The organism is Pseudomonas sp. Ga0074129 (genome assembly GCA_001465025.1).
Taxonomy (GTDB): Bacteria; Pseudomonadota; Gammaproteobacteria; order Pseudomonadales; family Pseudomonadaceae; genus Aquipseudomonas.
The window spans coordinates 1-12,332 of record LNDO01000008.1 but is presented as its reverse complement, the minus strand read 5'-3'; the positions used below and the strand labels follow the sequence as shown (position 1 = coordinate 12,332).

At 61.2% G+C, this 12,332-nt stretch carries 9 protein-coding genes and 1 pseudogene; all 10 read left to right on the top strand.

Going from position 1 to position 12,332, the window contains the following annotated elements; all coding sequences use genetic code 11:
• The first annotated feature begins 123 nt into the window (after positions 1 to 123).
• The gene (locus AUK77_RS00500; RefSeq protein ID WP_296125174.1) at positions 124 to 3,399 is read left to right on the top strand and encodes a tape measure protein; all 3,276 of its coding nucleotides are present in this window, start codon (positions 124 to 126) and stop codon (positions 3,397 to 3,399) included.
• Entirely contained in the window at positions 3,399 to 3,830 is a 432-nt protein-coding gene (locus tag AUK77_RS00495; RefSeq protein ID WP_296125173.1) for a hypothetical protein, read from the top strand. The genes AUK77_RS00500 and AUK77_RS00495 overlap by 1 nt, the downstream gene beginning before the upstream one ends.
• 56 nt (positions 3,831 to 3,886) lie before the next feature.
• Positions 3,887 to 7,459 carry a hypothetical protein gene (locus AUK77_RS00490; RefSeq protein ID WP_296125171.1) on the top strand — a complete coding sequence of 1,191 codons (3,573 nt, stop codon included), beginning with the start codon at positions 3,887 to 3,889 and terminating at the stop codon, positions 7,457 to 7,459.
• Positions 7,459 to 8,439, top strand: coding sequence for a hypothetical protein (locus AUK77_RS00485; protein ID WP_296125170.1), 981 nt, complete (start codon positions 7,459 to 7,461; stop codon positions 8,437 to 8,439). Before AUK77_RS00490 ends, AUK77_RS00485 begins: the two co-directional genes overlap by 1 nt.
• A complete protein-coding gene (locus AUK77_RS00480; protein WP_296125169.1) occupies positions 8,439 to 9,215 on the top strand; it encodes a hypothetical protein in 777 nt (258 codons plus the stop codon). Before AUK77_RS00485 ends, AUK77_RS00480 begins: the two co-directional genes overlap by 1 nt.
• On the top strand, positions 9,215 to 10,981 hold the full coding sequence (locus AUK77_RS00475) for a hypothetical protein (protein WP_296125167.1): 1,767 nt from the start codon (positions 9,215 to 9,217) through the stop codon (positions 10,979 to 10,981). The genes AUK77_RS00480 and AUK77_RS00475 overlap by 1 nt, the downstream gene beginning before the upstream one ends.
• Positions 10,981 to 11,217, top strand: a complete 237-nt coding sequence (locus tag AUK77_RS00470) for a hypothetical protein (RefSeq protein WP_296125165.1) — start codon at positions 10,981 to 10,983, stop codon at positions 11,215 to 11,217. Before AUK77_RS00475 ends, AUK77_RS00470 begins: the two co-directional genes overlap by 1 nt.
• Before the next feature lie 89 nt (positions 11,218 to 11,306).
• Complete coding sequence (locus AUK77_RS00465; RefSeq protein WP_296125163.1) at positions 11,307 to 11,891, top strand: hypothetical protein; 585 nt, start codon at positions 11,307 to 11,309, stop codon at positions 11,889 to 11,891.
• Positions 11,884 to 12,060 carry a hypothetical protein gene (locus tag AUK77_RS00460; RefSeq protein WP_296125161.1) on the top strand — a complete coding sequence of 59 codons (177 nt, stop codon included), beginning with the start codon at positions 11,884 to 11,886 and terminating at the stop codon, positions 12,058 to 12,060. The genes AUK77_RS00465 and AUK77_RS00460 overlap by 8 nt, the downstream gene beginning before the upstream one ends.
• A 2-nt stretch (positions 12,061 to 12,062) precedes the next feature.
• Positions 12,063 to 12,332, top strand: a pseudogene (locus AUK77_RS00455) (hypothetical protein); the annotation flags it as partial.

Here is a 12,332-nt window from a genome sequence, read left to right as displayed (position 1 = left end):
ATTGGTGAGCCCAGCATAACAACATTTAAAGCCGAAGCTAATACCAATACGTTTTAAGGCTGCGCCTTGCCTGCAACAACACGTAAAACCGATAACCCTTTTTTATTGCCCGGAGTAAACCGCGTGAGCATTAAAGACCGCCTGATTCAGTTTGTGCTGCGCGGCAAGGATGAGCTGTCGCCCGAAGCCAAGAAGAGCGCCGAAGCGCTGGCGGCAGTGAGTGCCGAGGCCGAGGAACTGGGCAAAGCGCTCGACTCGGCCAAAGATGCGCGCGGCCTAGCCAGAGGGCTTGAGGCTACCCAGCGTGCCGCCGAGCAAGCCGAGCGCGGACTCGTGCAGGCAGACCTGCAAGTTAAAGAGTTGAGGGATGCGCTAAACCAGTCGCCCGGCTCTGCGGGGCTGGAGCAGTCGTTGAAGGATGCCGAGCGTGAAGCCCGGAGGATGCAGCGCGGGCTTGATGCCTTGCGCGTTAGCCTGGCTGAGCAGGAAAAGGCTGCACAAGCAGCGGGTATTGATACCAACAACCTGGCCGATGAAGAAAAGCGCTTGGCGGCTGAGGTCGACAAGGCCAAGGTGGCACTGGATGCCAACAGCCAGCAGCTCAAGGAATTACAGCGCGAGCATAATGCGGCAGCGCGGGCCACTGCTGAGCACACCTCTCGTATTGATGCTGCTCGTGGCGCTATGTCGAGCGGCGCAAAGCAGGTGCTGGCCTTTGCTGCGGCCTACATCTCGCTGGAAGCCGCATTCGGCCTGGTGCAGACGGGCCTCAATGTGGTGCGTGACGGCATCTTGTCGATGCTGAAAACAGGTGATCAGTTCGAGTTGCTCGACAAGCGCATGGCCTCGCTGATGGGTAGCGTTGCTGCGGGCGAACAGGCTACGTCCTGGATCAAGCAATTTGCTCGCGACACGCCGCTACAGGTGCAAGACGTTACGGAGGCTTTTGCGCTACTCAAGTCCTACGGGCTAGACCCTATGGACGGCACCCTGCAGGCTGTTGTCGATAAAAACGAACAACTCGGCGGCGGCATGGAGCGGTTGACGGGTATCTCGTCAGCGCTGGGCCAGGCCTATGCCAAGCAGAAGTTGCAGACCGAAGAGATCTTGCAGCTGGTTGAACGGGGCGTCCCCGTTTGGTCGATGCTGGAGAAGGTTACCGGCAAGAATGCCGCGCAACTTGCAGAGTTGGCCAGTAAGGGCAAGCTTGGCCGCGATGTGATCGGGGCTCTGATCAAAGAGATTGGTGCCAGTGCCGAGGGCGCTGCCGCAGAGAACATGGGCACGCTCACTGGTTTGGTGAGTAACCTGTCGGATACCTGGTCGGACTTCCTTGACCGCATCGCCAAGAGCGGTGCACTGGATTACGCCAAGCAGCAATTGGCAGGGGTGGCAGAGTACATCGAGCAGATGGACCGCGACGGTCGGCTGGATAAGCTGGCCACTTCGCTGTCCACTGCCTTCGAGCAAGGTGCCGAGAAAGCTAAGGAATTCCTCGGGCGCTTGGCAGAGGTAGACCTTAACAAGTTCATTGATGACAGCAGCGCTTGGCTCAGTGATTTCGGTACGAAACTTGATCGTGCAGCGCAAAGTGCACAGCTGTTTGTTGCACCGTTTCGCACGATGTTCAACGGCCTGACAGCTGGCTTGAGTTCTGTGGGTGCTGCATTCACTGGGACTGTTGGACTGATGCTCGGTGTTGTGGAGGCAGCAGCCGATAAAATTCCCGATATGCTGGGCGGTGAAAAGATTCGGGCTGATGTAAAGGCGGCACGCGAAACGATAAATGGATTGCGCGATGGTTTCGTGGCTCAGATTGAGCAGGACAGCCTAGATATACGCGATGCTTGGGAAACTAATACAAGATCAGCGGTTCAGAACGCACAGGACCAGCAGGCTGCTGCCGTCAATGCAGAGCAGGCCAAGCTCGATGCTGCCCAGGATACTGCTGATAAAGTTGCAGAGCTGAATGAGGGTTTCGCGCAGCAGGCTGTTGAGGCCTCTGCAACAGGTCAGCGCGCCATCACCGACATGGCTGATGCGCTCAAACTGATCGACACCGCCTCATCCGTGCAGCAACTCGAAGGCCTACGGGGTGCGCTGCTCACGACTTATCAAGATGGTCGCATTTCCCAAGAGCAGTTCGCTCAAGCCACTAGTCTGCTCAATGAGAAGCTGACCACCTTGGGCGGAGCGGCAGCTGGTACTGGGGATTCTCTGGCAGGCCTGAGCGAAGACTTCGGCGACTTGGGCAGCATTATGCGCGCTGTGGGCAGCGCGATGAATGAGGTGGATTTCAACCGGCTGCGTACAGGCATCCGAAAGGCTTACAGCGAGGGCAAGATCAGCGCCGATGAGTTCGCTAAGGCGCAAGCCGAGCTGAACAAGCGCATCAAGGATCTCAAACCATCTGCTGATAAAGGCACCGAGGCCTTGGGCGAACAGCGCAAGGCCATTGATGCAAACATGCAATCGGCGCGGCGCGGCATCTCAGATGTTGGTGATGCGGCAGAAGAGGCTTCTGGCGGGGTGGATTTCTTCGGCGCGGTGATGACCGCGGCCCGGACGCCGCTTGCCAACATGAGTAAGGCAGCTCTTGAGGCCTTCGATGCATTGCGCGGTATCAAGAATACGGATGTCGAACTGGATACCAGTGGCGCTGATAAAACCGGCGAAGCTCTTGCGCGTGTGCGTGAGGAAGCCAAAGGTTTGCAGGCTGAGATGGGGTTGCTCGGTAGCCGCGACTATGGGTTTGGCACATGGATGCGCGAAACGGCACTTCGCAGCCGCGAGGTGCAGGCTGAGTACCTGACGCAGAAGCTACGGCTGCAGGAACTGACCGAGGGCTACAGCTCGGGTGCAATGTCTGCTGCTGCTTTTGCCCGTGCAGCTCGCTCGGCTAAGGGTGATCTGAAGCTGCTTGATGAGTCTGATCTAAGCGGCTTGGAGTCATCCATCCAGAGCGCTGAGCAGCAGATGAAACAGCTGGGCGACTCCAGCCGCAGCACACTCGAAAGTCTGCAGGATGAACTGGACAGGCTTGAAGGGCGTGAAGCTGATGCAGAGCGCCGCCGTTTTGCAGCACGCCAGCGCGAGCTTGAGGTGCAGCTGGACGCCGCGCAGGCCGCTGGTGATCGGAATGCAGTGGCCAATGCTCAGCGGTCCATCAGCGTGCTGCGGCAGATTGAAGCCGCCTCCGCGCAGAAAAGACAGCAGGATGAGCAACAGAAACGTCTGACGACAACTGCACCGACTCAGGCTGCAGCCGCCGCTGGCCCGCAAAAGGTTATCCGCCTGGAAACAACCCGTGGCAAAGCTGTGGAGGTGGCCGTGAATTCTGCTGCTGATGAAACCAACCTGCTCAGCATTCTTGAGGAAGCTGGAATGAGGACGCTTTGATGGCATTAACTCTGGACAGCATCGACTTGGCGGACAACCCCGACTTGGCCGGCGAGCAAATGGAGTGGATGGACGAATGGGAGTGGGACCCAGTAGAGCAGGTGCAGGATCGCAGCCTTACTGGCGCGATGATCTTTCAGGAAGGTCTGAAACTCTACGGGCGGCCAATCACCCTGAGCAGCAATGGCGGCGCGTGGTTCACGCTGGCCAAGGTGCGTGAGCTGGAAGCGAAGGCCGCGATACCTGCGGCAGTGATGCTACTCACGCTGCCGACAGGTGATCAGCATTACGTGACCTGGAATCGTGCTGCCGGCCCTGCTGTTCAGGCGCAGCCTTTGTTCCGTGAGGTTGCACCTACGGCAGATTGGCTACACGAACTAACCCTGCGTCTGATCACGGTGGCTCCACCTGCTGCACCGCCCGCCCCGTAAAACACCCACTTTTCCTGGCCCGCCTTGTGCGGGCTTTTTAATGCCCGGAGATTGGCATGGCGATCAACCGCACCGATGTGAAATTGCTGAAGTCTCAGCGCCTGACTGATGAGGATGATGGGGGCGGTCGCGCTACAGGCGCGGCGGTGATCGATGGCGAGGTTAATAACCTGTTCCCCGATATCAGCCGGATGGACCGCACCACTGGCCGCATCAACCTGCGCAAGGTGTTTGCCGGCGTGATGACCAGCAACAGCGATGCCTACCTGGGCACGCATGGCATCGTGACGCAGCCGCCTGCAGATCCGCGCGTGAGCGTGCTGCTGTTCAATACCGGTAGTCAGACTGATGTGCGGGCCAATGCCCGTGATGCCATTGAAAGCTACGTGGCAGCGGCCTCGGCGGCGCAGTTTGATTTGCTGGGTACTCAGTTGGCAGGCCAGCGTGCGATTGCCTGCGTGCAGCGCGAGGATCGGCGCGTGCCTGAGGTGGGCGATGTGTTCCAGCTGGTGACCGCCCCCCATCAGCAGTATGTGCGGTTGTCTGGGGTTGAATCGCGGCTTGAGCAATTCACCTTTGACTATGGCAACGGCAACTTTGTGAACTTCACCCTGCGCCGGCTTGATCTGTCCATCACCGCGCCGCTGCTCAATGAGTTCCCTGGTGGTCAGCCCAGCCCTGCTGGCACCAGTTCTGCCAGCTTGGATGGCAAGGCCAAGGCGCGGGTGCTCAGCACTCAGATTGCCGATGCCGCGCGCTACTACGGGATCAGCCCATTGGCTGAGGCCGTGGCGCAGGGCGCGTTGAGCCTGAAGGTTAAATCGGTCTACAGCCAGTTGGTGCCGAGCACCACCAAGGAATCACCCCTGGTTGATGTGCTGGGTGGCTATCAGCGCCAGGTGTATATCGCGGCTGGTCCCGCGCGAAACATCAGCCTGACAGTGGCGGCCGGTGCTGTGGTGGGTGAGTCGCGTACCTTCCTGGGTACTGGCTGCGCGCCGGGTTCGCTGACACTTACTTTCAACGGCGGCACCTATGCCGATGACAGCAAGGGCGGTTTGCGCTTTGTCAGTGGCAGCAACTGGATGAGCAGTGGCCGGGTGGATTACCAAACCGGCGAACTGACGCTGATTCGCACTGGCAGCAGCATGACCGGAAGTGCCAGCGCCACCTACAGCCCCGGTGCTGCAGCCACAGGCGAAACAATCACCGGGGAGATTGAGGTCACGCTGGGCAACCGTGGCTTTGTATACACGCTGAATCTGTCTGGCGCAGTGCCGCGTCCCGGCACCTTGTCCGTGAGCTTTATGGCGCTGGGCAAATGGTATGAGCTGCGTGATACCGGCGACGGCCTGCTGGTAGGTGAGGGTGCGGGCACCGTGAGCTTTGCCACGGGCAGTGTATCGCTGACCCTCAACGCGCTGCCTGATGTGGGCAGTGCGTTGATCTACAGCTACGTCAGCAGCGCCGATAACGCCATTGTGCAGCGTGCGGGCGGCAGTGTGACGCCTGTACTTGAGGTGCGCCATACCCTGCCGGAGGGCGGTGTGCTGCCTGGCTCGGTGTCGATCAGTTTCACTGCCGGGACACCTCGCACCCTGACTGACAACGGCCAGGGTGTGCTGAGCGGAACGGGTGGCAGCGGCACCATCGCCTATGCAACTGGTGAAGTTGTGATGCTGCTGACTGCTACGCCAGCCAGCGGCATTGTGTACAGCTATCAGGTGGGTACAACGCTCAGCAGCCCGATCAACGTGAGCAGTGATGGCAGCGGCATGGCCAGCTTCACGCTGCCGGGTGCGCCATTCAAACCGGGCAGCGTGCGCGTGGATTGGCTGACTACACAGCGCCAGGCCGCGCCGGCTGTTAACTGGTCTGTGATCGAAAGCGGTAACTCGCTGCCTGTTTACGATGGCCAGCGCGATATCGCCCAGGCCGCAAATGACAATGGCGCGGGCGGTTGGCAGGGTGGCCGGGCTGGCACCATCAACTACACCACCGGGGCCTGCACCCTGCAAGTGGCTCGGCTGTATGACTACAAAGAGCACACTTATACCCGCGTCCGTACATCAATGTTCGGTGCGACCGAGCCGGTGCTTGTGACGACGAATGTACCGACTCGTGAACAGTTTGGTGGCACGCTGACAGTTACGGCGCAGGCGGCCAGCGTGAGTGCTACGCCGAAAACCAGCAGCCAAGCGCAGCCGCCGATTACGGTGAACCTGTTGCCGGGGGTGGCTGAGGCGATTGTGCCGGGTTCTTTGTTGTTCAGCTGGAACGGTTCGGTGTACTGCGACCGCTCGGGGATTCTGTACCGGGACGTGGCCACCAACACCAACGGTGGCGTGGCGGTGGGGACGGTCAACTATGCCGCCCGCACGGCCACCCTCAGCAGCTATGGCGGCAACGCCAGCGGGGCTGTGTCGGTGCTGGCCTGCCTCACGGCGGCCGTTGGGTTTAGCGTGACCTCGGTCACCTTCAGAACACCTGGTGCACCACTGCGGGCTGGCAGTATGCAGCTCACCGTAGTGCGCACGGATACTGCCGAAGTGGTCACGGCCTCGGCTGGGCTGAACGGGAATTTTGCCAGCGGCATCATCCATGGTCGTGTTGATGCGAGCACGGGTATTGCGCGGCTGGTGTTCACCTCTGACCCCGACGACGACACGGGTGCCAGTGATGTGCCGGTGATCCCGCTGCTGCTGCGCTACAACGCCGTGGTGCAAACCCGTTTGCCGCTCGATGCTCGCCTGCTGGGGTTGGACCCGGTGCGCCTGCCCTCAGATGGGCGTGTGCCGATCTACCGCGATGGCGATGTGTTGGTGATTCACCACACCGCCGAAACCGCTGTGGCCAGCCCTGTGCCGGGTGGCACGGTGTCGCTGGCACGCCAGCAACAGCAGGACATTGAGGTGGTTGATGGCAATGGGGTGCTGCTGCGTGCAGCCTCATACACCGCTGACCGCATGCTAGGCACGGTGACCTGGGCAAACCCGCTGGTGATGCAGGATGCGGAAGGCAATCCGGTAGGCCTGCCGCTGATCATTCGTGATCGTGTTGAGCACATGACGCTTTGCACCGAGGTGCAGATCACCGGTTTGCTGGGCCTCAGCTCGCCGCTGCCGTGGGATCTGCCTGCTGATGAAACGCAGGTGTCCAGTGCTGTTGCCTGGGGTGACCTGCAGGCGCGGGTGCATAACTGGTTTACCCAGCAGACTTGGAGCCAGGGCGCGCCGAACTGGACGGATGCGCCAATCGGCAATACCACAACCGCGCAATACAACAGCCTGACCTACCCGCAGCTCATCACCAACGCAGGCGGTATCGATGGCCGCTGGGCGTTGGTGTTTACCAGTGCCACCTCTTTTCAGGTGGTTGAGGAAAAGCTGGGGGTTATCTCCACGGGCACCATCAGTAGCGACTGCTCGCCCGTGAACGCCCTGACCGGCGAGCCGTATTTCACCATCCGCTTTCAAGGCTGGGGCTCCGGCTGGGCTGCGGGTAATGCGGTGCGGTTCAACACCGACTCGGCCCTTGGGCCTATGTGGGTGATCCGCACGGTGATCAGCGGGCAGGGCACGGTGGATGACGACAAGTTCGAGTTGCAGATCAGGGGGGATGCAGATTGATGGCTACCGTCTATCACCGCGATGACAGTGGGGCGCCTACTTTCGCGTTCTCCAGCAGCGGCACAAACATCGCGCACTTTGCTGCACTGAAGACGATCCTCAAGGCGTGCTTGGTGTCGGGCTACGGCAGCAAACCCGCTGCCGGCTGGGCACTGATCGCCGAAGGTGATCGCTTTCTGGTGCTGCGCAATGGGACCTCAAGCGGTTTTGTGTGCTTTACCTGGGTTGCTGCGACCTCGTATTTCATCATCCACCTTGCCGCGACGTTTACGGGTATGTCCGGTGATGTGATGACGGGAGCCGGGCTTAAGTCGGGAACGGATGCAGCGGGCAGTGCCAACCAGCACCGTATGTGGAACTCGGTTCTGGCGAACTCATCGGCCAATAGCACTTGGTATTTGGTGGCGGATAACAAGACTTTTTACTTCCAGGGAAGTGGAGGCTTCAGTCTGTTTGAGTATGCGGCCTCGGACTTTGGTGCGATGAACCCGCTTTATGTCGGAGAGGACAGCGCCGGCAATTTCATCGCCATGGGTGGGCAGAACACAAACGGCACTCAGCCTCGGGCCTACTTTGGGCCTGAGGGAGTAACGGTGCTGCGTAACCCTGCAACCGGATTGCTGGTTGATACCGGGTCAATTGCTGTTGTGGCACCTGGCCTTCGCTTGACTGCCAACGCCAATACCGGCGTTGCCTCGCTCGGTGCCGCACACATCGTTCCGCTTCTTGAGGCACCTTTGTGCCCTGTCAGATGGGGGGCTTCGGTGCTGGCTGGGCGGTTACGTGGCCAAGCGCTTTGCCCTTTAGTGTCGATGTATTTCCCTTCGCCAGCGGCGCAGAGCCTAGGGCATGTTGGGCCGCTGAACTCTCGAAATCTGAACACGCCCCTGCCGCTGGGCGGTGCGCATACGTATTTCATGGGCGTTGCTTTTGACGGCTCAGCCACGCGAATCGTTACAAACAACCCGGAGTTCTGGTGATGGCGACAGCAACGGTTGCGTTGGTTCTGGCGTTGCCTGTTGTTGTGCCGCCGCGTGCAACGCTGAAGTTTCGGGTATTGCGCGAGGGGTTAGTGACGCCAGGGGTGAAGACGCTGTTTCTGTATCGCGGGTGGGGCTCGGTGGCCACGTTGGCGATGGTGTTCCAAACGCTTGATGGCGAATGGACGCGTGCCGAGCAGTTCGACCTGGCCACCTTGCTGGCACAGGGGGAGTGGCTAGTGGCCGGTGAGGATCTGGCAGCACCGCGCAGAACTCGGGCCACTTACTTGGCGTTCACCGAATCAGCCGAGCTGACCTTTGACATTACCTCTGGCCAAGGCGGGGTAGTTGGTGAGCCGGCGACCCTGGCCGCGCAGGTGCGTGTGGATCATCAGCCGGCAGGGCGTGAGGTGGTTGTGATTGAGCGGCCACTGGATGGCCAGTGGCGTGTGGCCGGGTACGGCCTGACTGTTGATGGTGAGGCTGAGCTGGAACTGCGAGTTGCTGGTGGGCTGTGCTATGCCGTGGCGGTGGATGATTGGGGCGTGCTCTATAGCCCGACCTTGGCCGTTACCGTTGGGCAAACCATCCGGCCAACACTGTTCACCGGCTGGCTGTACCGCGTTACGGAGGCTGGCACCTTGCCGGCCGCTGAGCCGGAGTGGTGGCCAGCCAGTGGCGATAACGCCGCTCGCCTGATTGGCACCGCTCGCGCCATTGCAGTTCGCTACTACGCACCCATTGGCCATGGGCCTGTGCCTGTTGAGGTGATTTGATGCTGACAATGCGAGTAGGGGGCAGCTGGTCTACAGCACGCCCAGCCTCGGCGCGGCCGGCTGCTTTGCCTTGGGACGGCACCACGGCGCTGGTGGTAGAGGCTCGGGCACTCTGGCGGCGCGCAGTGGGGCATGACCTTGAGGCTGCAGCTGGTTGGAGTGCGGTGCCGGCCAGGGATCGGGAAAGCATTCAGGCTTGGGGCCTGGCCAGCGCGGCTGACTGTGAGCAGCTGGCTGGCCTGTGGGGTGCGGTGCCGGCGAAGGATTGCGGTGTGGTGGGGCGTTGGGATCACACCATCAGGCCGCGTGATGTGCGCTTGCGGCTGATCTACAACCCGATGCCGGCGCGTAAGGATGTGCAGGTGGGCTGCCCCAGTCGGCGGGTCGACGATTATGGGCCTAGCCGTAATGCGGCAGCGGCAGTGCAGGCCAGTTTGTACGTGCCTGGCCCTGGACCGCTGGCATTCAACTTTGGGGGGCGTCCGTACTTCCCACCCACCTCGCCGTTGGTGTTCTTCAGCTTTCAATACACGCCGCCTGCTCCGCGTATTCAGCCGGTAGATAGTTCCAGCCGGGTGCGTTGGCAAGATGCACGCCGGCTGAGCGCTCTGGCGCGGTTGCCGTGGGGCAGGGCGCGGGTGCTCGATGGCCCGCTGACCGGCATTGAATATGTGGACTACCCCGGCCCGGTCAAGCCTCTGCCTGAGCCGCCTACCGATCCAACCATTCTGGATACCTACATGATTGCCAACACCGTCAACCTGGTGGTGCTGCCAGCGCGCACGCCCATTGAAGCGAAGAATGTGCGCATTGGCCTGGATGCCGACAGCTTTAGCTGGAAGTTCAGCGCCGACATCTTCACCAAGGCTGCGCTCGACCTGGTGGCACCTGGTGAGGATGGCGCAAAAGAGATTGAACTGGATATCAACGGCTGGACGTGGGTGCTGCTGGTGGAGGGTTACAGCCGGCAACTCAAGTTTCCGACCGAGGCCTACAGCATCAAGGGCGCTACGCGCACTCAACTGCTCGCTGCGCCCTACGCGCCATTGCGCACTGGGCTGAACGCTGCGCCGATCACCGCGCGGCAGGCAGCGACGGAGCAGTTGCTGTTCACCGGGTTTAGTATCGTTTGGGACGCTGAGACTGTAGGGCCGGCTGATTGGACGTTCCCGGCCGGTGCGCTGAGCTATCAGAGCCAAACGGCTATGCAGGTGATCGCTCGTATTGCTGAAACGGTTGGCGCGGTGGTGCGGCCGGCGCGTGCTGCTGATGAGCTTGAGGTGCGTCCGCGCTACCCGGTGCCGCCATGGGAGTGGGGGCAGATCGATGCGCCGATTGATCGCATTATCCCGCCTGCAATGATGACCGCCCTCGGCGGGGAGTGGACGCCGCAGCCGGCCTGGAACGCCTGCTACGTGTCGGGCACCAGCCACGGTGTATCCATGCTTGTGCGCCGCGCTGGCACGGCAGGTGATAACCCTGCGCCGGATGTGTTCGATGATTGGATCACCGGGCAGGAAGCCAACCGAGCGCGCGGTGTGCACGAGCTGAGCAAGGGCGGGAACATTGAAATTGTTGGCGTCTCAATCCCGCTGTTCCCGTTTACGGATGACCATGGCGTCGGCTTGGTACTGCCTGCCCAGCTCTGTCGCGTGCCAGAGGAAAGTGGCGCGTGGGTTGGGCTGTGCCTGGCCGTGGACATCGCCGCTGAAGGCACTGGCGCGAGCCGTGTGCAGCAGCAACTCCGGTTAGAGAGGCACTTTTAATGGCCACAGTTAACCCTTGGAAGCGCTTTATCGGCCTGTTGCCTGGTGGGGTTCGCACGGTGGCCACCGTCATGAGCATCAACAGCAGCGCCGGTATCAGTGAGGTGGAGCTGCGCACCGGCACGCGCGTGACGGTGCGGGGGGTGGATGTGGCCGTGAGCGGTAAGGCCTACATCGCCGATGGGGTGATCACCGGGCCTGCGCCGAACCTGCCGCATTTTGATGTGGATGTTTAGCCCCATCTCACCCGTAGTGTGGGTTAGCCGTAGGCGTAACCCACCGCCAAGCCCGCGCCGTGCGGGTTTTATTTTGCCTGGAGAAATCAATGCAGCCGTCCAGACTCGACCTGCGCATCATTCAGGGTGCCACGTTGCGCAAGCCGTTGTTGCTCATGCAGCCGGTGTACGCCTATCGGCCCATCGCCGCCATTTACCAGACGGCCCCCTTGCGGCTGCAGGTGCCGGCCCACGGTTTGCCAGAGGGTTGGCCCACTTGGATTGAAGGGGTGCGCGGCTGGGGAGGCCTCAACCTGGACAAAGGCCGTGCGCGCTTCCGGTTGGCCACGGTGATTGACGCGGACACCCTCGAATACAACGAACTCAACGGCTGCGACATGCACGCCAGTGGCGGGCACTTGGTATATCGCTTGCCACTGGACTTGACCGGCGCCAGTGCCCAGTTGCACATCCGCGATACCAATGGCGCGCTGTTATTGGCGCTGAGCACCGCCACGGGTGGGCTGGTGATGGCGGGGCCAGGGCGCGTGATGCTCACCCTTACGGCGGCGCAAACCGCTGCAATCCGCTGGCAGACCGGGTTGTATGACCTAGAGCTGACTATGTCCGACGGCAGCGTTGACCGCTGGGCGCAGGGTGCCGTGGTGGTGAGCGTGGAGCAGACCCATGACTGAGCAAACCGCCGCACTGGTGGCGGCTGAAACTTTCGTGCTGGTGGTTGAGCCTGAGCAGCCCGCCGCCGCGTTGTTGGCCGCCGGCGCGCAGGGCCCCGCCGGCCCGCCCGGCAATTTCACCCCGCTACCCACCGACCCCATCGCTTACTACATCATCGCCCGGAGTTAACCATGAGCCTCGAAACCCAAATTATTGCCCTTGCTCAAGCCATCGGCGCGGACATTAAAGACGTCCGCACCAAGCATGGCGATCTCACCAGCTTGACCACGGTGGCCAAGGGCAACTTGGTTGCGGCCATCAATGAGCTGAAGGCGGCGCTTGGCTCAGCCGGTGCCGCAATCAACGACGCCGCCACCAATGGCGCGACCACCGTAACGTGGTCGGCTGACAAGATTTTCGACACCATTGAAGCGGCCAAGTTGGCCGTAAAAAGCGACCTC